Source organism: Bradyrhizobium sp. HKCCYLS3077 (assembly GCF_051167555.1).
Taxonomy (GTDB): Bacteria; Pseudomonadota; Alphaproteobacteria; order Rhizobiales; family Xanthobacteraceae; genus Bradyrhizobium.
Map to the genome: position 1 here is coordinate 16521 of NZ_JBNPTH010000012.1, position 22055 is coordinate 38575.

The 22055-nt window shown below is 59.5% G+C and carries 24 protein-coding genes and 1 tRNA gene; 12 read left to right on the forward strand and 13 right to left on the reverse strand.

All coding sequences use genetic code 11. The features are described from left to right. Nucleotides 1-175: 175 nt before the first annotated feature. The 3 genes from ACQR0Z_RS33360 to ACQR0Z_RS33370 are packed head-to-tail and all read right to left on the reverse strand — an operon-like array spanning nucleotide 176 to nucleotide 1273. Nucleotides 176-403 (reverse strand): PaaI family thioesterase, encoded by a 228-nt coding sequence (locus ACQR0Z_RS33360; protein WP_434921466.1) that lies wholly within the window; start codon nucleotides 401-403, stop codon nucleotides 176-178. 4 nt (nucleotides 404-407) lie between these two features. Continuing rightward, a complete protein-coding gene (locus ACQR0Z_RS33365; RefSeq protein ID WP_434921578.1) occupies nucleotides 408-659 on the reverse strand; it encodes a hypothetical protein in 252 nt (83 codons plus the stop codon). Then, entirely contained in the window at nucleotides 596-1273 is a 678-nt protein-coding gene (locus ACQR0Z_RS33370; protein WP_434921467.1) for a bifunctional transcriptional activator/DNA repair enzyme AdaA, read from the reverse strand. Before ACQR0Z_RS33370 ends, ACQR0Z_RS33365 begins: the two co-directional genes overlap by 64 nt. Before the next feature lie 324 nt (nucleotides 1274-1597). Between ACQR0Z_RS33370 and ACQR0Z_RS33375 the strand changes: the two genes are divergently transcribed. Both ACQR0Z_RS33375 and ACQR0Z_RS33380 read left to right on the forward strand, forming a co-directional pair. Then, nucleotides 1598-1828, forward strand: a complete 231-nt coding sequence (locus tag ACQR0Z_RS33375; protein ID WP_434921468.1) for a helix-turn-helix domain-containing protein — start codon at nucleotides 1598-1600, stop codon at nucleotides 1826-1828. 426 nt (nucleotides 1829-2254) lie between these two features. Further along, on the forward strand, nucleotides 2255-3205 hold the full coding sequence (locus tag ACQR0Z_RS33380) for a class I SAM-dependent methyltransferase (RefSeq protein ID WP_434921469.1): 951 nt from the start codon (nucleotides 2255-2257) through the stop codon (nucleotides 3203-3205). A 168-nt stretch (nucleotides 3206-3373) separates the two neighbouring features. On the opposite strand, the gene ACQR0Z_RS33385 is transcribed toward ACQR0Z_RS33380, so the two are convergent. From ACQR0Z_RS33385 to ACQR0Z_RS33410, 6 genes are all read right to left on the reverse strand, one after another. Next, nucleotides 3374-3562, reverse strand: coding sequence for a hypothetical protein (locus ACQR0Z_RS33385; protein WP_434921470.1), 189 nt, complete (start codon nucleotides 3560-3562; stop codon nucleotides 3374-3376). A 247-nt stretch (nucleotides 3563-3809) separates the two neighbouring features. After that, the gene (locus tag ACQR0Z_RS33390; protein WP_434921471.1) at nucleotides 3810-5789 is read right to left on the reverse strand and encodes a B12-binding domain-containing radical SAM protein; all 1980 of its coding nucleotides are present in this window, start codon (nucleotides 5787-5789) and stop codon (nucleotides 3810-3812) included. Beyond that, nucleotides 5786-7783, reverse strand: coding sequence for a B12-binding domain-containing radical SAM protein (locus ACQR0Z_RS33395; protein ID WP_434921472.1), 1998 nt, complete (start codon nucleotides 7781-7783; stop codon nucleotides 5786-5788). Before ACQR0Z_RS33395 ends, ACQR0Z_RS33390 begins: the two co-directional genes overlap by 4 nt. A 67-nt stretch (nucleotides 7784-7850) precedes the next feature. Beyond that, nucleotides 7851-8717 (reverse strand): JmjC domain-containing protein, encoded by an 867-nt coding sequence (locus ACQR0Z_RS33400; protein WP_434921473.1) that lies wholly within the window; start codon nucleotides 8715-8717, stop codon nucleotides 7851-7853. Between the two features lie 581 nt (nucleotides 8718-9298). After that, a complete protein-coding gene (locus tag ACQR0Z_RS33405) occupies nucleotides 9299-9457 on the reverse strand; it encodes a helix-turn-helix domain-containing protein (protein ID WP_434921474.1) in 159 nt (52 codons plus the stop codon). 100 nt (nucleotides 9458-9557) lie between these two features. Then, nucleotides 9558-9767, reverse strand: a complete 210-nt coding sequence (locus tag ACQR0Z_RS33410) for a helix-turn-helix domain-containing protein (RefSeq protein ID WP_172181405.1) — start codon at nucleotides 9765-9767, stop codon at nucleotides 9558-9560. A 108-nt stretch (nucleotides 9768-9875) separates the two neighbouring features. On the opposite strand from ACQR0Z_RS33410, the gene ACQR0Z_RS33415 reads away from it, so the two are divergent. The 3 genes from ACQR0Z_RS33415 (at nucleotide 9876) to ACQR0Z_RS33425 (ending at nucleotide 12222) form a co-directional block, all read left to right on the forward strand. Continuing rightward, nucleotides 9876-10289, forward strand: coding sequence for a hypothetical protein (locus tag ACQR0Z_RS33415; protein ID WP_434921475.1), 414 nt, complete (start codon nucleotides 9876-9878; stop codon nucleotides 10287-10289). A 274-nt stretch (nucleotides 10290-10563) separates the two neighbouring features. Next, nucleotides 10564-11118 carry a recombinase family protein gene (locus ACQR0Z_RS33420; protein WP_434921476.1) on the forward strand — a complete coding sequence of 185 codons (555 nt, stop codon included), beginning with the start codon at nucleotides 10564-10566 and terminating at the stop codon, nucleotides 11116-11118. 3 nt (nucleotides 11119-11121) lie between these two features. Beyond that, complete coding sequence (locus ACQR0Z_RS33425) at nucleotides 11122-12222, forward strand: recombinase family protein (RefSeq protein ID WP_434921571.1); 1101 nt, start codon at nucleotides 11122-11124, stop codon at nucleotides 12220-12222. Here the strand turns inward: ACQR0Z_RS33425 and ACQR0Z_RS33430 are convergent. From ACQR0Z_RS33430 to mnmA, 4 genes are all read right to left on the reverse strand, one after another. Next, nucleotides 12179-12255: transfer RNA gene (locus ACQR0Z_RS33430), tRNA-Met, on the reverse strand. The genes ACQR0Z_RS33425 and ACQR0Z_RS33430 overlap by 44 nt on opposite strands. Before the next feature lie 227 nt (nucleotides 12256-12482). Beyond that, a complete protein-coding gene (locus ACQR0Z_RS33435) occupies nucleotides 12483-12833 on the reverse strand; it encodes a hypothetical protein (protein ID WP_434860430.1) in 351 nt (116 codons plus the stop codon). Nucleotides 12834-12908: 75 nt separating this feature from the next. Beyond that, nucleotides 12909-13544, reverse strand: coding sequence for a class I SAM-dependent methyltransferase (locus tag ACQR0Z_RS33440; protein ID WP_434860431.1), 636 nt, complete (start codon nucleotides 13542-13544; stop codon nucleotides 12909-12911). A gap of 27 nt (nucleotides 13545-13571) precedes the next feature. Then, nucleotides 13572-14765 carry a tRNA 2-thiouridine(34) synthase MnmA gene (gene mnmA, locus ACQR0Z_RS33445; protein ID WP_434921477.1) on the reverse strand — a complete coding sequence of 398 codons (1194 nt, stop codon included), beginning with the start codon at nucleotides 14763-14765 and terminating at the stop codon, nucleotides 13572-13574. A 358-nt stretch (nucleotides 14766-15123) separates the two neighbouring features. On the opposite strand from mnmA, the gene ACQR0Z_RS33450 reads away from it, so the two are divergent. The 7 genes from ACQR0Z_RS33450 to fliN all read left to right on the forward strand — a co-directional run bounded on the left by ACQR0Z_RS33450 (nucleotide 15124) and on the right by fliN (nucleotide 22054). Further along, entirely contained in the window at nucleotides 15124-16722 is a 1599-nt protein-coding gene (locus ACQR0Z_RS33450) for a flagellar hook-length control protein FliK (protein ID WP_434921478.1), read from the forward strand. 12 nt (nucleotides 16723-16734) lie between these two features. Next, on the forward strand, nucleotides 16735-17433 hold the full coding sequence (locus ACQR0Z_RS33455; protein ID WP_434860434.1) for a flagellar hook assembly protein FlgD: 699 nt from the start codon (nucleotides 16735-16737) through the stop codon (nucleotides 17431-17433). A gap of 271 nt (nucleotides 17434-17704) precedes the next feature. Continuing rightward, the gene (locus ACQR0Z_RS33460) at nucleotides 17705-17980 is read left to right on the forward strand and encodes a DUF1153 domain-containing protein (RefSeq protein ID WP_002714638.1); all 276 of its coding nucleotides are present in this window, start codon (nucleotides 17705-17707) and stop codon (nucleotides 17978-17980) included. A gap of 337 nt (nucleotides 17981-18317) precedes the next feature. Continuing rightward, complete coding sequence (gene fliF / locus ACQR0Z_RS33465; RefSeq protein WP_434860435.1) at nucleotides 18318-19919, forward strand: flagellar basal-body MS-ring/collar protein FliF; 1602 nt, start codon at nucleotides 18318-18320, stop codon at nucleotides 19917-19919. Nucleotides 19920-19964: 45 nt separating this feature from the next. Then, on the forward strand, nucleotides 19965-21059 hold the full coding sequence (fliG, locus tag ACQR0Z_RS33470; protein ID WP_006614920.1) for a flagellar motor switch protein FliG: 1095 nt from the start codon (nucleotides 19965-19967) through the stop codon (nucleotides 21057-21059). Next, a complete protein-coding gene (locus tag ACQR0Z_RS33475; RefSeq protein ID WP_434921479.1) occupies nucleotides 21059-21676 on the forward strand; it encodes a FliH/SctL family protein in 618 nt (205 codons plus the stop codon). The genes fliG and ACQR0Z_RS33475 overlap by 1 nt, the downstream gene beginning before the upstream one ends. A gap of 30 nt (nucleotides 21677-21706) precedes the next feature. Further along, nucleotides 21707-22054 carry a flagellar motor switch protein FliN gene (gene fliN / locus ACQR0Z_RS33480; protein ID WP_434860437.1) on the forward strand — a complete coding sequence of 116 codons (348 nt, stop codon included), beginning with the start codon at nucleotides 21707-21709 and terminating at the stop codon, nucleotides 22052-22054. Nucleotide 22055: the final 1 nt, after the last annotated feature.

The window sequence follows — 22055 nt, forward strand, 5'->3', positions numbered from 1 at the left end:
CCGCTCGAATGCTTGAATGACCGCTGTTGGCCCATCTCGGCCCCTCCGGTCCGCGCAAGAGATGTCTGCTCGCAGGGTACAGCCGGACGTGTGGCCTTTGCCGGCCGGAAGGCTGCTTTTGAGCCCAAGTCGTGGTCGCAAGCAGCGTCCGCGGAAAGTCGGCCTTTCCTCGAGTCTAGCCTTGAAAGACAAGGCACGTCGTTGTGCCATGTGCGAGCAGGCGCCCCTTGTTGTCGACGACGCGTCCCTCTGCCGTGCCAACACGGCGGCCGCAGTTGAGAACTATTCCCTCCGCTCGGATCAACGCCGTCTCCGGGGTGATCGGCCTCACCAGAGAAATTTTAAACTCGAGCGTGGTGCTGCTAAATCCTTTCTCCAAGGTTGATTGGATAGCCAAACCCATACAGCTATCGAGCAGCGTGGCGGTGAAGCCGCCATGAACGGGTGCCCGCCGGATTGAGAAGCGCGGCTGTCGGGATAGCGGTGACCAGCACGCGACCACTCTCCGCCTCTGTCACGTCATAACCCAACGTTTGAGCAATCGAATTGAGCGGCAGTGTTCCGCTGGCAAGGCCCCGAACAAATTCGAGGCCGGTCATCTCCATTTGCCGATCGGCACCGACTGTCCCGTAGGTTTTAATCGGAGCACGTTCCTGCATCCACTGACCTCCAAGTTGTTGATCCGAGTGAGATCGGGTGTCGGCCGCGCGTCCTTTGGGGAGGGTCTCATCATGGCTGAAGGCGGCTTTCCGTAGAGGGATAGAAAAGCTGCCGCCATCCTGCGGGGGCTCTTGAACCCTGCGTGTTGAGCGATTGCCGCAATGGAGAGGTCCGAGCTGTCAAGCAGCCGCTTCGCGCGCTGGATACGAAGCGATTGGGCGACTTGCAGAGGTGATGCATCAAGGTGTTCTGCAAGGAGCCTCGCAAGATGTCGCGGCCCAATGCCGAGCCGCGTAGCTAGCGCGTCGACACCGTCGGTGTCGAGAGCTCCTGCCTGAATCAAAGCCAACGCACGCTCGACGGTAGTGCGCGTTCCCTTCCAGGCCGGACAGAAGGGGGCCGTTTCGGGGCGGCAGCGTAAGCAGGGACGGTAGCCGGCGCGTTCCGCTGCAGCGGCACTTGGGTAGAAGCAAACATTGCGCGCCAGCGGTGTTCGGACTCGGCAGACGGGCCGGCAATAAACCCCCGTCGTTTTGACGGCTGCGAACACGACCCCATCCAGGGATGGATCACGCCGCTGCAAAGCAGAATAGCTGACTTCAAAGTCGGGCATGCAGATATGCTACCCGTCTTGCCGTGCACCTGCGAGTAGCTAGCGATGATCAGGTCCGAAAACGGTGGTTTATCATGACCACTTTTGGCGGCCGAGACGCGCGGCTGGATGTCGCAAAGTGGCCCCCGGCCCGCCATATCACTCGTCAAAGGAGACGTCGCTTCTTGAGCACATCAGAAATCGCTTTGCTGGCTGACCCGGACAATACGCCTTTGCACCGCCGTTCGCCTTCTCTTTTACTATCTGCGATACATCGCGTTTCCGAGACCGATCAGGACCGTAAGTTACAGCATTCATGGTCGCGTGATCGGGAGTGCAGCAGCAATGGACGGTCGAAAATACCTGACGCCAGAGGAAGTCTCGGATCGCTACCGTGGCGCGATCAGCGTCGGTACCCTTCGCAACTGGCGAGCGATGCGCGTTGGCCCCACCTTCGTCAAAATCGGGAAAGCGGTCCTATATCCAATTGGTGAACTCGATGCATGGGACAAGAGAAACATGGTGTCTTGCCGTGCGCCAGGACGATCGCCGGTGACTGGGCCTGACCAGACGTGACGATCACGATTTGGCGTGCACTACCGTCCCCACTCTCCGTCCCCCGCTTGATGGTCGGCCTGCAAAATCCGTTATTCTTCATTTAGATAGCTGCGGCGCTACGCTCATGCACAAAAAGCCGGCTGGCGATCCTGCTCGGGCAGTCTCGACGTCTGCTCCTGAGAGTAGCCCAAGGCATTGAGCGATAAATTCTCCATCAAGACAGCAAATCAGTGTTCGCGCACAGGAATAATTTCCGAGCCGGGCCGGGCCCAAGGCAGTCGTGGCTTCTGGGAAATCATCGCAGATAGAGGCGCGACTTAGACTTGCAAGTTCTAATACGGTGCGCAACAATGGATGGGCTCGATTTCAGTTAGTTACTTGAAGCGGGCTCGGCTCGTACGCAAATCGCTCCTTCGCAATCCGATTACTGGTCGCGAGCAACTAATGATGAAACCAGAACCACGATTGATTGACGGTTTTGAATACTATGTCGCCTCTCTTTCGGTTCAACTAGGTTGCCGCCAGCAGAAAGCCGAAAGGGCAACAATTTCCAAGCCAGAACGTATCTCGGCCGTTCTCGAAGCGATCGTCTCTACCTTCGGACCATGGACGGCCCACAACATAGCTCTGACTGAGCAAATTATCACGCGTCCAGACGGACCGACTCAGCAGTGGCGGGTCGACTTCTTCGATTCTATCATCCGGGCCGCGGGCCGTTCACCGAAAAGCTTACTGGACTTGGCTTGCCTTGAGGGGCTTTTCGCAATTGAGTTTGCACGTCGGGGGCTAACTACGGTCGGAATCGACGCCCGAGACGCTCACCTCGTGAAAGCAGAATTCGCGCGATCTACACTCGAGTTAACCAATTGCCGATTTATAAGGGGAGACGTGCGAAGTCTCCCAATCGAGATCGGAAATTTCGACGTCGTGCTCGCGGCAGGAATTCTCTATCATCTAGATTTTCCCGATTGCGTGAAGTTCCTCCGCGACATCGCCGTTGTGTCGAACGATCTCTTGATCATAGATAGCTACTTTGCCTACGAAGACGTTCACACATCTTACGTGCCTCTATCGGACCTTAAATATTTTCACTTTGAGGGTAGAGCCTATCGGGGCAGAGAGATCGTCGAATACGCAGATCCAAAGTCAACGGGCGGCAATCCTTGGGGATCGATTGACAGCACGAGAAGCGTCTGGTTGACCGAAGAAGACGTAATCAGCGCACTATCAGACCGAGGTTGCAGACTTATTGAGCGACAATTCCAAAGCCCATCGAGCAAAAGGGCATATCCCGATCGGCCGACTCTGGTCTTCAAACGAACAATTCGAGATGCACCTGACGCGGAGGAGATTCTCACTCGGCGCTCGCTGACTGCGGCTGAGGCCTTCGGTTAGTATGGACCCCGGGGTGCACTCGGCAGGGCTTCTAAGTCGAACAAATGGTTGATGTTGTTGGCACGTGTATTTGCCGGCCAACCATGACCTAAAACTGCATCGGCATTGCAACTGCCGATGCAGTGTCTCTACAAGTAAATCATCGTTTTGGTTAGCCAAAAGCTAGGTTCAGCGCTCGCCTCGCTTCAGCGCCTCTTCAATTTGCTGCTGCAAGTCCGAAGCCGGCTTGTAGGCGCGCTCCGAGTTTGGCACAATTTCGGTAGGTTGAAACATTACTTCGTCAACCTCCTCAATCCAAAGCTTTTGATCTTCTTGCTCGCTCGCTTGGGTTTTCTTGGTGATCGGCGTACTCATCATTTCTTTCCTTCTGTTTTGCCAGAGCCCTTCTTCAACACTTTATTGCTCGCCAGGATGCCGACACATAGTGTGACGCACTCGCCACATATATATAGATCCTTGGGCGTTCCATTCTTCCCGCTATTTGCGATGATGCTTTGCACCGCCTTCTCAGTGACTGGATGCTTATCGCCCACGCCTGCATGACAGAACGTACAAACCACCATTGGCAACCTCCTTGGTTTGAGTGAGTGGTAGCAACTCTGGATTACCGCGAGCTATCGACGCTGATTAGTCCCGCGGACTGAAGCGACTCGGCAACGCCAAGGAAATACGATGGCGGGATTTGCGCTCCATTTTTCGTAAAACGAATATAGTTCTCGGCGAGCGTCGCGCCGTCTTCAAAAGCGCTTAGTCCCCTCACGATAGCATCGGAAACGGTGATACTCTTGAATGTGTCAAGCGACACAAGGAGTGCACCATCGGCCGCTTTGGAGCACACTGAAAATCTTTCGCGCGGCCTTAGATTGATTTTGTATCTCGTCCAGTCTTCTTGACCGATGCCAGCAATTCTACATCCTTTTCGGTTGTTGCGGGGCCGGTCCGCAAGTAGCAACGAGAATTCCTCCCAGCCAACCATACCGTCATCGTCGAACTCTTGTACGATCAACTTGTTCGCCTGCTTTCTAAACTGACCCCATTGAACATCGTCTGGGGTGAGGGTTTCGAATTGAGACGTCAGCAAATCGTCGTCTGAATTGCTCGTAATTCGCACTCCAAATTCAGTCGGATTGTTGAATATGCCTGAGCCCTTGCTCAGCATGAACTCACTGAAACTTGCGCTGACAAGGGATGATGGCGTTTTGCGGATATAGTCAATAACGAAAGCAAGCGTTTGAATTGCGTCTTGCAGGTCCTGACCAGGAAAGCCAGCCATGCAGTAAAGGTGTACAGGAATTTCTGCTAAAGCGAACGCGCGCAGATTTCGTTCTATTACCTCCCTTGTCGTACCCTTCTTCATACGCTTGAGTGTTTCATTTGAGACAGCCTCGAGCCCGACTAGCAGCTTCTTACATCCGGAAGCCTTCAACTTTCTGCAAACTTCGAGCGTATAGCCAACTTCGAAGCGCGAGTAGGAAATCCAGCTAATTGAATGTCCCCTGCGCAACAGTTCTTCAGCAAAATGAACCTGCCGACGACACGAGAAGTTCTCGTCAGTCAGGAGGAAGTGATCACATGAATAATCGGACTGCAGCTGCTCAATAATCGAAACAGCTTTTGAGATATCATCATCACGATGAATTTTCTCCCCTGCACCGCTCGAGTCCGGAATCGTGCAAAATACACAACGACCCCAGGAGCATCCCTTACCGGTGATAACCGGCAAGACGGCCCTTGGTCGGAAAGCTCGCGCCAAGTCGATGTCGGAAAAGATTGGCTTGGACCAAGAATGCGACGGTATCGGAGCCGCGTCTTCGTGATAGACGATGCCCTTATCTCCGATCACACTATACGTGCCACGATACCGCCCGCTCTGCAGCTCCGATCCCGAGTCGCGGCAAATATCCTCGATGAAATCTTCTCCCTCAAAGAAAACAGAAACATCGAAGTTTTCAAAAAATTGAGAATTCCGATTGATGGCTTGCATGATCTTAGTAACGCAAGCACCTCCTACAATGACTTTCTTCCCGCGCTGCTTACTTAGCCGAGCTAGCCGGAGACCAGGAAATAGCTGGTGGTTGTTCGTGATGGAAATGGCGATTAACTGAGATTCCGACCTCGCCTTAGGAAAAAGCTCAGAGTGGTAGTACTCATCAAACGGGTTACGCTCTGGGTTGGCTATCGCATTCAGTAGCTCCGCTGCGCTGTTCTCTACTCCATCGTAACTGTAGCTGTGCATCCTGAAGTCACTCTTAGGGTAGAGGAGACCGCTGGCTCGACAGTACAGATCAATGAGATTCCTGGCTTTATTCCTGTAAGCGTCAACGTAAAATTGGGAACCACGCAAAAGAGCTTTCGCCCAGTCGATATCCCGTTCAATTCGCTTGAACAGGTCGTTTCCAGTAGCCTGATACAAATATTGGGCTTTGTCGCTTGAGACAAACCAATCGAAAAACCGAACGTTGTGATCTTCGATCTCGAAAGCAATGGAGTTGGCGGCCAGGCGGCCGGCCAACATTGAGACCCCCAAGTAAGTGCTTCGAGGGTCAATCACTGGCGGTACCACCAGCAAAAGCGGACTCGTCATGATAACGACTCCAGCAAGGTGCCAAGCCCGCTCGTAACCAGCATGAACGCAAACTGCGCATCATCGCAGACACGCTTCGTACCCACCACTTCCTGGTATCGAGAAAATGCTCTACGAGACATGGTTATTGTGCGGAGCTCATCAATTAGCACAATCGTGACGGCTTCGTGATCAAGTCGAAGGATCTCAAAGCGCTGACGAGGCACATCGACAATACGAGGCGTCGGCTTCCGTTCATCCAACCGCCTAAGCGCCTGATCATAGTAGGCCAAGTTGTGACTGTCCCAGTATGGAATCCCAGCCAAATTGACGTATCCGGACCATTTGTTCACATCATACGGCAGATTATTCTCGAAGAAACGCTTCCGGAAGAACAGCAAAAATTCCTGCTGCAATTCGGCCGCCGCTCTTTGAGAGAGGCCTTCTGTGATCTCGTAGGCGTTCGAGTCGACCGACGAGCGAAGGGATTTTTCCATCGAGAGCTTTAGCCCGAGCTGCTCGCGACTCCGAAAGGCATCCGAGAAAGTCCGCAACTGAAAAATGCCGATGTTGAACGAAGCGATATTCGAAATATGCTCCCAAAGGAAATCCCTGGTCATCTCCGCTTCCGCTCGCGTTTCTGACGGAAAGCCAACAAATGTGAACAGATGACTCAAGATCTTAGCATCGCGACAGCTTTGCAGGAGATCAGGGACATGACGAATCTGAGTTCCCTTCTTCATCAATTTGAGTAGACGTTGCGATGCAGATTCAAGGCCAAAGAAGATTTTTCGGCAGCCCGCTCGACTTCCAGCTCTTAGCACCTCGCTTGTGAACAGAGGATCGAGGCGAGCCCTAATTGACCATCCGATTTCGACGTCTTGACGAGACAGTTCCTCCGAAAGCTCTACAAATCGAGCTGGTGAAATGTCCGAGTCGGCGAAATTTACGAACCGCAAGCCAGACTCTTCTGATTGGCGCTTTATGCTGGCGACCACGTCAGTTACATCCCCGGCCGAGTACTCTTTAAAAGCCGACTCACTGCAAAACGTACAGCGCCCCCATTTGCAGCCTTTGCTTGTCTTAAAAGACAGTATGAGTTCAGGGGAATGATACCTGCCAAGCGCGAGACCAGAATAATCCGGATCTGGGGGGGCAAAGTGCGACTCTGCCTGCGGCGGACGCACCTTAGCTTTGCCGAGCCCGCGGTTTATTAAGATGTTGTCGGTAGGCGCGAGTACCCGTTTGTGCCTTAAAGCCTCGGCGATTTTAAGCAGAGGCCCATATCCGTCATCTATAACGACAAAATCGACGTAGGGCGCGGCTTCAAAAAACGTGTCCAGATATACGCGCGCGTATTGAGAAATAGCACCACCACCGCACACCACTTTTGCGCCGGGGTATCGCGCTTTGAGAAAATTTGCGACAGTCAGGGCAGGAACAATCTGGTCGTCATAAATGATCGAGATCCCGAACAAGCTAACCTGGCTGTATTGGGGTCCATCTTCTGGAAAGACGGAATCTAAAAACCGAAGTAAAGGATTTGACCGCGCATTAACAATGAAGTCCTTGGCGCTGACCAAGTGATCTCCTTCGCGATTTATTCGAAATGAGATCGGAGTGATTGTCGTTGGGCTATACGCTGTGGACCACAGATCGTAGATTTTGCCGAGAATTCTTTGAGCCGAAAAATATTTCTTGGAATCATAGAAATCCGTTGGTGATCTCATGATCCGATCGAAATCACCTAGCCTCTTCTGTAGATGCTCGCCGACCTTAAGATTCCACTTAGCGGCGTTCGAGGCGCGGAGATCAGAAAGACGAGCGTTCTCGTGGAGCTTGGATATCGCGTGAGCGAAGTTTTCGGAGTGCGTCAGATAAGAAACGAACTCCAAATTGAGATCGATTTGAAAGGCCTGATGGTGATGTTTCTTCAGGTATGAAGCGAGGGATGGCGTGCTAAGATAGGCTTGCGATGTGTCCCAGGGAGGCGGAAAGATCAGGCAAACCGACATGACTTATCCTTGCACAACTGAAATATTGAGCTACGACGACCATATTCGACTTAGTCTTCGAAACCGATCAGTCGCCCTGGCCGGTTCGCCCTAAAAGATCTTGTGTCGTGTGATGATCCATTTGGAACGAATGATTTCTCCTTACCTTCTTGATGGCAGCATCGATTTCAGAATCGCTGAAGGGAACGGCGATTGAGAGTATGCTCTCCCTTGCGACCGCAAGGTCATCTGCTGACCCACGATACGGGAAGTTGCGGCTGTAAGGATCGGACTGTTTTAGACGCTCGGCGATGCATTGGAGCACAATGTCTTCAAGGTGGATACTCGCGCACGCGAACGTCAGCTGCGCACCGACTCCGTCGCTGGTATTGTCTACGACGTGGGGAAATCCTTTCGGTATGTACAAAATGTCTCCTGGCCGCAGCGTGAATATTGTCTGGCACTCGCTATCCATCTCCAAATCAGGCGGCGACAGTTCATTTCGCCGCGGAACACGCACCTGCTCATTCGCGACTTTCCAGACCTTCGTCCCATGAAGATGAAGAACGAGCACATCGTGCGCATCGTAATGGGGCGGGAATCCCCTCACGCCCGATGGCGTAATGTACAAATTCGCTCGGCAAATATAGCCCAGGGCCTCGGCGATCGCTTGGGACAGCTCAAGTATCTCGGAACAAACGCGTTCCGTACCGTCGGAAATCAGCGTCCAACCACTTTGTAATCTCCGCCTAAATTCTTCGAACTGGGCGCTGTGAGGAAGACGGCGGTTAGGCTCTAAGCGCTTTCCAAGTTCGTAGTCCGCCCTAACATAATATGTGGACGGAATATTCTGTCGAACAACGGAATTGATGTCGATAAAGCGTTCAGCGCGGTAGCTTGGCGAATTTAGAATCAAAAAAGGCTTCTGAAAGTCCGCCGTTTTCTTCGCGCTCAAGCACTTTCTGAAGAGCGACCCTATACGCTGGCCCGGGCGAAGAGATACTTCATCAGGTGAATGGAGCCCGCTCATTTGCTTTACCCCCCTTTCGGTAAGAAAAGCATACTCACGGGCAACTTTCTAGTATAAGCTTTAAATTCTGAGCGAGACCCGGCGGTCTCTCAACGCTTGCCTTTTAGAAACCAAAATCCCCAGGCGAGGCGGAACGTCTCCGAATTCGCGAGGCTCGCACACTAGTAAGCGGGCTACGACAGGCGGCCCGCTCCCTTCGCAACCACAGGCAGCACTGGCCTCGGCGCGTGACTATCAGTGATCGAGAGGGCCTTCTCGGTAGCACCAGTTCCTAGATCTGATAGTGACGAACATCTACCGCGTACAGTCCCCTATTCGCGTCCCCAATCGCGATTGCAGATCGAAGAATCATCGTTGATTCAATGCTATGCGTAAGATTGCCTCTTGGTGCACAATCATCCCGATACGTTAGTTGTACGCGGTGGGATGATGCCGACCCGCAGGAAGGCCGACCTATAATCTTCCTGTTTGAGAATGGCGACAGCCTCGCCCTTTGAACGCTTCGATTAACTGCGCTCTTCACGGAGAAGGTCGGCTACAGGGACGCCGAGAGCAAATACTAGCCGTTGAATATTGTCTAGCGTGGTGCTGTGCTTTGCGTTCTCAATCTCGCTGCTCTGGCCTTGGGAAAGCTTCGCGGTGTCGGCCAAGTCCTCCTGGCTCATTACCGAGCAACTCACAGCCGACGTACTTGATGCGCCGGGATACGGCGTGCCGCCTGAATGTTCTTCCAGAGTACCCAAGCGAACGAGTACCAGGCTCTGGTCAAGGTTTTAGAAATTCGCTGGGATCTACGCCGAGCGCCTTTGACAGCTTACCGAGCATCGTCACAGATGCGCTGTACACCCCCGTCTCCAGCTGACTGACATAGCTCCGGTCGACTTTTGCTCGGAACGCGAGCTCCTCCTGCGTCCAGCCCTTTCCCGTTCGGAGGCGACGCAAATTCCGAGCAACAGTATCTCGCAAATCGTTCATTCGTGAACGAATGCGGCCTGTTGAGCATACCCATCAATTGAGTATACTCAACAAAGCCAGATGGCTCAACAGGCGGACGCAAATGCGCGCTCGATAGGAGGCTCCACCATGGGAAATCAGACCGTCGGAGAGAGCGATGCCGCCCAGAACGCGCAGGAGAGCTCAGCTGCAATCGCGTCGTCTGCGGCCGATGACCAAAGGTTGCTCACTTTGGAAGCGCAGTTGACGGCGCTCCTGGATGAACTTGCCAGGATGCAAAATGAACAAGCGGGGTCCCATCAACCTGAGGTCGAGCACATCCTGGCAAAGCTGTATCCCGTCGAACATGCACTCATGACAGTGCCTGCTCGTAGCATAGCCGGATTGGGCGTGAAGGCGCGTCACACTGCCCACGTCGTGTCAGAGTACTGGGACAAGCCGATCGACCAAATCGATTGGCATGCCAAAGCGGTTCGCCTGCTCATCGAGGCGGTCTGTGAGGTGGCGGGCACCCCCGTCCCGGCCATCATGCTGCAGGACTGAACTTCTTTTTCTTCGCTGTGGCATCCAGCCTTACGGCTCGATTTGGGCAACCATTCCTCTCGCCTACTCCGTTAGCATAACCACGGAGCATGGTCAGCGCAGTCGATATTTGCGAGGTGTACCCCGCCGAAGACGACGGGGCTCCTTACGCGTGCAACATCCTGGAGCACGACCGTGCGGACCCGTGATCGCAAATGGTCCTTGCCGGCGACTCCAGATAGAGCGATCTTGCGTCTCGCACGCGCACTTGCTCGGATAGCAGCGAGGGAAGATCATGAACGCGAGATCGCTTCCCGACGGGAAGAGGAAGACGGCAGCAATTTACGCTCGCTTCTCCACAGACCTGCAGAACGAACGATCGATTGAAGATCAAGTTTGGCTTTGTCAAAGCTACGCGGAGCGCGAAGGCCTCGAGGTCATCAATATTCACGAAGATCGCGCGCGGTCTGGCGGTTCTGTCATGGGACGCGACGGCCTTCTGCGGTTGCTTGATCAGGCAAGGGACAGATGTTTTGAAGTCGTGATCGTGGAGGCACTCGATCGCTTGTCACGCGACATGGAGGATCTCGCAGGCATCCACAAGCGCCTCTCGTTTCTCGGTATCGAGATCAGAGCCGTTCATGAGGGGGTCGTGAACACGGTGCTTGTCGGACTAAGGGGATTGGTTGGCCAGCTCTACCGTGAGGACAATGCACACAAGGTGCGACGCGGTCAGGCTGGCCGAGTTAGTCAAGGTCTCGCCGGCGGGGGGGTGACCTATGGCTATAAGCCTGTAGCCGGCAAGAGCGGAGAGCGGGCAATAGTGGAGGCCGAAGCCCAGATCGTGTAGCGGATCTTCCGGAACTATGTCGACGGTCGAACGCCACGAGACATTGCACACGACCTGAACCGGGAAAACGTGCCGCCTCCGCGTGGGCGATCGTGGAATGCCTCGACTATTAACGGAAACCGCATGCGCTGCTCGGGCATCCTGCAGAATGAGCTCTATGTCGGGCGACTCGTCTGGAACAAGGTCCGTATGGTGAAGGATCCAGACACTGGCAAACGCCTCTCTCGACCAAACCAGAAGAACGATTGGCGGACTGTCGAAGTGCCACACCTTGCCATCGTGAGCGCGGACCTGTTTGAGGCGGCACAAAGACGCAAGGGTGAACGCAGTTCCACCCATCCGAGCCATCAGCGCCGTCCCCGCAGGATGCTGTCTGGCCTTCTGCGCTGCGGAGCCTGTGGGTCGGGCCTGTCAACGAATGGCCGCGACAAATCTGGACGGGTTCGTGTTCGATGCTCGGCAGCGAAGGAAAGCGGCACCTGTTCTGACGCGAAGACTTTCTACCTCGACTCGATCGAGCGCGCGGTTCTTGGCGGTCTGCGTGCCGAAATGCGCTCGCCGAAGGTGATTGCAGAGTATGTGACGACTTACCTGGAGGAGAGGAAGCGGTTGGCAGCTTTAGCCAGCGCGAAAAGAGGGCGATTGGAACAGCAACTCGGGCAACTGAACCGCGAGATCGATCGGCTGGTTGACGCCATCGCAAAGGGCCATGGAGATCCCTCGGTTCTCGGCCCGCGGTCCACGGCTCTGGATGCCGATCGGAAGCGGATTATGGCTGAGTTGCAAAGCCAGCCCCCTGCCCCACAGCCGGTAGCGCTCCACCCCGTCATTCTAAGGCGATACGAAGAGCAATTGATGCGGCTCGAAAGCGCGCTCGGCAAAAGTGTGAGCGCAGGTGACGAGGAGGCTGCGGAAGCAATCCGAGATCTCGTGGAGACGGTGACGGTGACGAGAAATGACACACGCTCGGGCGGGGTATGTGTCGAAATTGCAGGTCGTCTTAACTCGCTTATTGGCGGGGACGCATACCCAAGCAGAGTGAAGGGAGTGTGGGGAAAGGTGGTAGCGGGGGAGGGACTCGAACCCCCGACCCCAGGATTATGATTCCCGTGCTCTAACCAGCTGAGCTACCCCGCCACGGCATTCGATCAAGAGTGAAGCCGGTCAAAGAGCGCGGCGAAACCTTGCGAACGGGCGGCATATAAGGAGCCGTTCCCTGCCCTGTCAAGCAAACCTCGCGGCCAGCCACGGTTTTCCTGGCGGCCGATTTTTGTCGCCGGAACTCAATCGCTTGCACGATTCGTGAGCGCGCTGCGGGGCTGATCCGTCGGCAGGGCACACCTCGTCGTCCAGCGGCTAAGACCTCACTTCGGCTGCACGTTTGGATTGCCGCCGGGGCTGCCGGGCGGCGGGATCACCGGTGTCGTGCCCGCGTCGGGCGTCGGCGCGTGCATCTCCGGATCGACGCCGCTCGGCGGGCACAGCACGCCGTTGGTCTTGGCGAGCTTGTCGCCCAAGGGCTCGCCGGCGCGGCCGGTGGTGATTCCGTCGGGCGTCGGAGTCGCCCGCGCATTGGGCGCACAGGCGGCATTCGCATTGGGGGCCGGCGCGGTCGCCTGTGGCGGCGTCGCCGGTGTGGGGGGCGCCTGGGCGAGGACCGCCGTCGCGGCCGATGCCAGCGCGAAAGAGAGGAACACTGATGTCCTGATGCTCATAGCAGAGCAACGCGACGATCGCGCTGGCGTTCCCGCGCCAACAGCGCGCAGGCGCGACATCGGAAGATCCGCCGATCAGCCCTTGCGATAGCGGATCAGCGAGAAATGCCCGAGCGGCGGCATCGGCCGGCGCTCGGCGAGCGTCACACCGCCGTGCTTCGCCGCCCAGTTCACCAGCCGCGCCCAGGGGAACTCCGGCCGCCAGCCGAGCCTACGCGCGATCGGCGCAAAGGCGAGTTCAAACAGGCGGCGCGGTCCGCTCTCGGCGCCGATATGATTGACGAGGATCAGCTCGCCGCCCGGCTTCAGCACGCGGATGAAATCATCGAGCGTGGCCTCGGGATCCGGCACCGCGGTGATGACGTATTGCGCGACCACCGCATCGAAGAAATCGTTCGGGAAGGCGAGATGCTTCGCATCCATCACCGCGAGCGTCTCGACGTTCAACAGCTTGAGTTCGCGCACACGTGCCTGCGCCCGGCGCAGCATCGGCTCGGAGATGTCGACGCCGCAGATCTTCGTCGTGCGGGCATAGTCCGACAGCGACAGGCCGGTGCCGACGCCGACATCGAGAATGCGGCCGCCGATGCGATCGGCTTCCGCGATGGTCGATTGGCGGCCCTGATCGAAGACCTTGCCGAACACCAGGTCGTAGACCGGCGCCCAGCGCTCGTAGGCCTTTTCGACCCCCGCGCGGTCGATGTCCCCCATGCCCCTGCCCTGAATTTTGGATGCTGATCAGCCGCGAACCGGCTCGGCCACGCGCTGCGGCCGAACCATGCCGCCCGCGCTGCGGCTCTCCGCCTCGGCGCTCTGGATGAAGCCGCCGCCGAGTACGCGCGCGCGTCCCGAAGCTGCGTCATAGAACACGCAGGCCTGGCCGGGCGACACGCCCTCCTCGCCGCCGACGAGCTCGACCTCGTAATGACCGTCCGCGCCGCGCAGCCAGGCGGGCTGCGGTGCACGGGTCGAGCGCACGCGGACGAACAGCTCGATGCCGTCACGCACGGCGGTGTCCAGCGCGCCGTCGCCGATCCAGTTGACCTCGCGCAAGGTGATTCGATGCGTGCGCAGCGCCTCGCGCGGACCGACCACGACGCGACGGGTCGCGACGTCGAGCTTGACCACATAGAGCGGCGCGCCGGCGGCGATGCCGAGGCCCTTGCGCTGGCCGATCGTGTAGTTGGCGATGCCCTGATGCGTGCCGAGCACGCGCCCGTGGAGATCGACGATCTCGCCCGGCTCCATCGCGTTCGGACGGAGCTTGCCGATGATGTCGGTGTAGCGGCCGGTCGGCACGAAGCAGATGTCCTGGCTGTCGTGCTTGTCGGCGACCTCCAGGCCGAAGCGGCGCGCGAGCTCGCGCACCTCCGGCTTGGTCATGTCGCCGAGCGGAAAGCGCAAATAGTCGAGCTGCTCGCGCGTGGTCGCAAACAGGAAATAGCTCTGGTCGCGATCGGCATCCGCGGCGCAAACGAGCGCGCGCGAACCGTTCGCCAGGCGGCGCGAGGCGACGTAATGGCCGGTCGCCAGCACCTGGGCGCCGAGCTCGCGCGCGGTCTTCAGGAGATCGCCGAACTTGATGGCGCGGTTGCATTCGATGCACGGCACCGGCGTCTCGCCCGAGGCATAGCTCGCGGCGAAATTGTCGATCACCGACTCGCGGAAGCGATCCTCGTAGTCCAGCACGTAATGCGGAATGCCGAGGCGCTCGGCGACGTTGCGCGCGTCGTGGATGTCCTGGCCGGCGCAGCAGGCGCCCTTGCGATGCGTGGCGGCGCCATGATCGTAGAGCTGCAGGGTGATGCCGACGACGTCGTAGCCTTCCGACTTCAACAGCGCAGCCGTGACCGACGAGTCCACGCCGCCGGACATGGCGACGACGACCCTGGTGTCCTCAGGACGGCCTTCGAGATCGAGACTGTTGAGCATGGTCAGGTCACTGCGATCGCGGCGTCAGGCAAGAGGTTCCCGGCGCGGGAACGCCCAGCATGCGCCGTCTTTGCGGATGGCTTGCTTTCAGCGGTCTCCGGACACGGTCTCCTGGTCGGAAACAACATGAGAAGCATCGGTCTTTAATATAGGCGCATGTCCTGCGAAGCAATCGCGCTCGCCGCGGAGGCCAGCGGCAAATCTTGCCGGGCGGGCAGAAATGGCGGGGCCGCCGCCGTGACGGCGCGTCCGCACCCACCTTTCATGCAATTGATATTACTTAGTTTTTTGATTCATTCCGCTCTGGCCCGCTCCTTGCTGACCTGCCTCGTCGAGTTTCATTGCGAGAGGTTCCAAGGTGTTCAGCGTCACGTCAGACATCCAGGCCGGCCCGGCTCTCAAGACCACGGCGCCGAAGCCGTCCCGCCAGGACGCCTCGCAGCTGTCCGACAGCTTCTCGGCGCTGGTCGATGCCGCGACTCCGCCGGACGTGCCAAGTCCGTCGCTGTCGCCAGCTTCGACACCGGCGCCACGGGCGAGCACAGCCGCGACGAGCAGCCGCGACTCCGCGCGCAGCGACATGGATCGCACCAGCAAGGCCAGAGCACCGGACAAGGCCGACGACAGCACGCCGCGCACCGACAAGAGCGGTTCGGATACGGCGGCCGAGGCCGCGACCGGCAAGTCCGACAAGACCACGACCGACAAGGCTGCGGCCGATACGGCGGATGCCGACAACACCGCCAGCGACAAGAAGGACGGCGACACCGCCGGCACGGAGACGACCGCCGCCTCCGGCGCCGCCGATCAGTCCGCGGCAGCGACCTCGCCCGTGGCGGTCGCGATTCCCTCCGAGGTCGCGCTCGCCAACGCCGCGGCTGGCACGGCCACGCCGCAGACCGATGGATCAGCCACGCCTTCCGCCGCAACGGCACCGGTGGGAGTGGCCGGGGTGGGGCCGAATGGCGCGGTCGATGCCGCTGCCGGCCTGATGGCGGCAACGGCCAAGGTGACCGGCGGCGCGAAGGCGGCCGACGGATCGGCCGCGGCGGCCACCGCATCCGAGGGGACCACGACTCCGACCGGCGAAGCCGCCGCCTCGACGGATCAGACATTCACAACGGCGCTCGAGGCCGCCACGCCCGGCGGCACCAAGACGGCCGGCAAGCCCGGTGCACAATCCAAGACCGGCCTGACAGCCGGCGAAGCCGGCAAGATTGCCGACCAGGGCAATCCGGCCGCGCAGGGCGCGCCCCAGCCCAACCACGCCGCGGGTCTCACCCAGCAGCCGACGGCCGGCGCCAAGACCGACGGTGGCGAGATCGACGCTTCCGCCAAGGCCAACGGCAATGCACCGGCTCCGGCTACGCATGAGCGCGGCGCGGGCCAAACCAACGCCTCGGCCAATGCGCCGCTGCCCGACCCGAGCGCCCAGGCCGCGAACGTCCTGCAGCCGCAGCTCTCGACACCGGCCTCGACAACGCCCCAGCTCACCGCGGCCAACCTCACCGCGACCGCCGCGACGACGGCCAGCGTGCCGCTGCACGGGCTAGCGGTCGAGATCGCGGCGTCCGCGCTCAACGGCAAGAGCCGCTTCGAGATCCGGCTGGATCCGGCCGAACTCGGCCGCATCGATGTCCGCATCGACGTCGACCGCAACGGCCAGGTCACCTCGCATCTGCGGGTCGAGAAGCCGGAGACGCTGGCGATGCTGCAGCAGACCGCGCCGCAACTGCAGCAGGCGCTGCAGGATGCCGGCCTCAAGAGCAACGACAGCGGGCTGCAATTCTCGCTGCGCGACCAGAACTCGTCCGGCCAGAACGGCGGCGACAATCAACAGAACGGCAATTCCCTCCGCCTCATCGTGACCGAGGACGAAAACGTCCCGGTCCAGCTCGCCGGACGGTCCTATGGACGGATGTTCGGCGCGCAGGGCGGCGTGGATATCAGGGTCTAACAGGAGGCTTCCATGGCAATCGGCGACGCAATCACGGCAAGCCCGGCAGTCTCGGGCACGACCAAGACATCCACCACCGGATCCAACAGCAGCCTCGGCTCGACCGCGGGCTCGACCATCGCGGGCAACTTCCAGACCTTCCTGACGCTGCTGACGACGCAGCTGCAGAACCAGAACCCGCTCGATCCGCTGGATACGAACCAGTTCACCCAGCAGCTCGTCCAGTTCGCCGGCGTCGAGCAGCAGCTCAAGACCAATGACCAGCTGTCGTCGCTGATCTCGATGCAGCAGACGACTCAGGCGACCCAGGCCTTGGCCTTCGTCGGCAAGACCGCCGTCGTGAACGGCGCGACGACGACCATGACCGACGCCAAGGCGAGCTGGGATCTGAGCATCCCGAAGGACAGCAACCTGACGGTGAGCATCACCAACAGCGTCGGGCAGACCGTCTTCAGCGGCAAATATTCGGCCAGCGCCGGCGACAACCAGACGTATAATTGGAACGGCCAGGGCAATGACGGCACGCAATGGCCGGACGGGCAGTACAAGATCACGGTGGTCGGCACCGATGCGACCAATGGCGCGCCGGTGGCCATCTCGACCCAGGTCAAGGGCACGGTCACCTCGGTCGATCTGACCCAGCAGCCGCCTATGCTGTCGATCGGCGGCCAGACCTATACCGTGAACCAGATCCAGCGGATCGTTAACTAGCCCTTAACGGCTGTTCCGACAGTTAAGACAGCGGATACGCTTGCAGCTGAGCTTGAACATCAAGCTCAGCCACGATGGCGACACACCGGCGTAACCGCCGGAAATTCTTAACCAATCATTTACCACGATCTCGTTCCCGGGGCCTTTGGCCGCCGGACGAGCCGGCGTTCGCAAAGAGCGCCGGATTCCCGCCCTTTGCTTAGGCAAATTTTAAGCGAGGCGGCGTAGGGTCTTACCGTGAGTTCAGTGGTTAAGAGTTTGTGAGTACGCCATGACAGAACCCCATCGCCCGAGGGTGAAATACGTCATCGGGCCTGACGGCAGCCCGCTCACCATCGCGGATTTGCCTGCGCCAGGCACCAAGAGGTGGGTCATTCGCCGCAAGGCCGAAGTCGTCGCTGCGGTCCGCGGCGGATTGTTGTCCCTGGAAGAGGCGTGCAGCCGCTACACCCTGACCGTCGACGAATTCCTGTCGTGGCAGTTCTCGATCGACCAGCATGGTCTCGCCGGGCTGCGCACCACCCGAATTCAACAATATCGCCAATAAAGCGTTAACGACGCGAACGGGATTCTTCGAAAATCGGCTTGGCTCCGCCAAGCCGATTTTTTGCATGTCGACACTTTGTTAGGACCCTTTAACGATCGTTAACCATATCGAAACCTTCCCATAGGCAATAATTGCCCAGTGGTTCGATTCAACCTCCGCGGCACGTCCCGAACGGCGGACGCAGAGGCAGGCATCGGATCACCACCTGGAATGCGGGTGTCGGTGAAGGTTTAAGGATTGAATTTCGCGATCTCTGCAACCGGCCGTAAAGGCCCGCGAAGCTCCAATCACACCCTTCAGCAGCCACCCGTCGAATGCCGAACTATGGGGCAGTTGCTTGCAAGGTCTCTTGGACTTCCTGAAGGGTTTGGGCGCCGCGCGGCTCACCGCGATGGTGGCGGTCACGGCTGCATTGGTCGGCTTCTTCGGCTTCGTCATCATGCGCGTGACGGCGCCGCAGATGACCACCCTGTTCACCGACCTGAGCATGGACGACTCCTCCAGCATCATCAAGGATCTGGAGCGGCAGGGCATCCAGTTCGAGATCCGCAATGAAGGCAGCGTCATCCTGGTCCCCAAGGACAAGGTGACCCGGCTGCGCATGAAGCTCGCCGAGGGTGGCCTGCCCAAGGGCGGCGGCGTCGGCTACGAGATCTTCGACAAGTCGGATGCGCTGGGCACCACGAGCTTCGTCCAGAACATCAACCACCTGCGCGCCCTGGAGGGCGAGCTCGCCCGCACCATCCGCGCCATCGACCGCGTGCAGGCGGCCCGTGTCCACCTGGTGCTGCCGGAGCGGCCGCTGTTCTCGCGCGAGACCCCGGAGCCGTCGGCCTCGATCGTCGTGCGCGTGCGCGGCGCCCTCGAAGCCAATCAGATCCGCGCCATCCGCCACCTCGTCGCCTCGGCCGTGAACGGCCTGAAGCCGCAGCGGGTGTCGATCGTCGACGAGGCGGGCCAATTGCTCGCCGACGGCACCCAGACCGACATCGACCAGCAGGTCGGCGACGAGCGGCGCAACAGCTTCGAGAAGCGGATGCGCAAGCAGGTCGAGGACATCGTGTCCTCGGTCGTCGGCGCCGGCCGCGCCCGGGTGCAACTGTCAGCCGATTTCGACTTCAACCGCATCACCCAGACCTCCGACCGCTACGATCCGGAAGGAAGAGTGCTCCGCTCCAGCCAGACCCGCGAAGAGCAGTCGGCGACGTCGGAGAGCAACGGTCAGGTCTCGGTCAACAACGAGCTGCCGGGCAACCAGCAGAACCAGCCGCCGCAGCAGCCAAAAGACCAGAGCAAGAAGACCGAAGAGACCAACAATTACGAGATCTCCCGGACCACCAAGACCGAAGTCACCGAGGCCGGACGGGTCAACCGCATCTCGGTCGCGGTGCTGGTCGACGGCGCCTACTCCAAGAACGAGAAGGGCGAGCTGGTCTACAAGGAGCGCAGCAAGGAAGAACTCGACCGCATCGCGGCCCTGGTCCGCTCCGCCATCGGCTTCGACCAGAAGCGCGGCGACCAGGTCGAAGTGGTCAATTTGAAATTCGCCGACGCTCCGGCCGTGCCGCAGATCAACGAGCCCACCGGCTTCCTCGGCATGCTCCACTTCACCAAGGATGACGTGATGTACGTCATCGAGCTCGCGGTGATGATGCTGCTCGGCATCGTGGTCGTGTTCATGGTGGTGCGGCCGCTGGTGAAGAAGATCATCGCCACGGAGGAGATCGCAGCCCTGACCAGCGGCGTGCCGGCAATCACCGACGAGACCCAGGCCCAGGTCGCCCACGCTCAGCAGACCGCGACCATGATCGACGTCGCCCAGGTGCAGGGCCAGGTCCACGCCCAGTCGGTCCACCGCGTCGGCGAACTTGCCGACCGCAACCCGGGCGAAGCCGCCTCCATCATCCGCCAATGGCTCGCCGAGCCGCAGCAGCAATGATCCGCTCCGTCTGAACCGTCGCAACCGAATCGAACGTAGATCGCCATGTCGCTTCCGCAGACCCAGAACGCCAACGCCAACACCGCCGACATCTCCACCGTCATCGCGACGCTGGCAAGCCGTCAGGCGCAGCGCGAGAAGACCGAGCCGCTGAGCGGCCCGAAGCGGGCAGCCGTGATGATGCTGGCGCTCGGCGAGCAGTATGGCGGCAAGATCTGGCAGCAGCTCGACGACGACGAGGTGCGCGAGCTGTCACTGGCGATGTCGACGCTGGGCACCGTCGAAGCCGACGTCGTCGAGGACCTGATGCTCGAGTTCGTCTCGCGCATGTCGGCCTCCGGCGCGCTGATGGGCAATTTCGACGCGACCGAGCGGCTGCTGCAGCAATATCTGCCGTCGGAGCGCGTCTCCGGCATCATGGACGAGATCCGCGGTCCCGCCGGCCGCAACATGTGGGAGAAGCTCTCCAACGTCCAGGAAGAGGTGCTGGCGAACTATCTCAAGAACGAATATCCGCAGACCATCGCCGTCGTGCTGTCCAAGCTGAAGCCGGAGCATGCCGCGCGCGTGCTCGCGATCCTGCCCGAGGACATGGCCCTCGACGTCATCGGCCGCATGCTGCGCATGGAAGCGGTGCAGAAGGAAGTCATCGAGCGGGTCGAGCAGACGCTTCGCGTCGAGTTCATGTCGAACCTGTCGCAGACCCGCCGCCGCGACGCCCACGAGGTCATGGCCGAGATCTTCAACAATTTCGACCGCCAGACCGAGACCCGCTTCATCACCTCGCTCGAAGAAGAGAACCGCGAATCCGCCGAGCGCATCAAGGCGCTGATGTTCACCTTCGACGACCTGATCAAGCTCGACTCCGCCTCCGCCCAGACGCTGCTGCGCAACGTCGACAAGGACAAGCTCGGCGTGGCGCTCAAGAGCGCGAACGAGGAGGTGCGCAACTTCTTCTTCGGCAACATGTCGTCCCGCGCCGCCAAGATGCTGCAGGACGACATGGCCGCGATGGGACCGGTGCGCCTGCGCGACGTCGACGAGGCGCAGGCCCTGCTCGTCAACCTCGCCAAGGACCTCGCCGCCAAGGGCGAGATCATGCTCAGCAAGAACCGCGCTGACGACGAACTGGTGTATTGATGGCTCAGCCCGCGAAGTTCCTGTTCGATACCGACTTCGCCGCGCCGGAGAAGACGCGGGAGCGCGGCGCCTCGGCCGCCGAGATCGCACAGAAGGTCGCAGCCGCCGAAGCCGCCGCCTATCGCAACGGCTACGAGGCGGCGCAGCGCGAGGCCAAGGTCGAGGCCGACCGCCGTGTCGCATCGGCGCTGGAGCAGATCAACATCCAGCTGCAGGGCATCTCCGCCCGTTTCGCTGGCATCGAATCGAGGATGGAGACGGAAGCGGTGGATGTCGCGGTGGCCGTGGCGCGCAAGCTGTGCGCGGCGCTGATCGACGCCGAGCCGCTCGGCGAGATCACCGGTCTCGTGCACGATTGCTTTGCGCATCTGGTGGCCACGCCGCATCTGGTGCTCCGCATCAACGACTCCCTCTACGAGCTCGCCCGCGAGAAGATCGAGAGGCTCGCCAAGCAGAGCGGCTTCGAGGGGCGCCTTGTCATTCTCGCCGAGCCGGAGATCGCGACCGGCGACTGCCGCATCGAATGGGCGGATGGCGGCGTCGTGCTGGAGCGCGCCGCGATTGACGCCAAGATCAACGAACTGGTCGGACGCTACATGGCGTCCCGGAAGAACTAGGCCGCCACGAATGGCCATGGAGTTTAAGTCATGAGCGACAACGAGATCCCGCTTCCGGACCTGAATTCGGCCGACGCTCCGCCGCTCACCGGCGACGTCGGTTACAACGAGGAAGAGCACGCCTCGCGCATCGCGGCCGACCTGGAAGCCGTGTTCGACGTTCCCGTCCAGGTCTCCGCCGTGCTCGGCCGTTCCAAGATGGATGTCGGCGAGCTCTTGAAGCTCGGGCCCGGCACGGTGCTCGAGCTCGACCGCAAGGTCGGCGAAGCCATCGACATCTACGTCAACAACCGTCTCGTCGCCCGCGGCGAAGTCGTGCTGGTCGAGGACAAGCTCGGCGTCACCATGACCGAAATCATCAAATCCGACCGCAACTGAC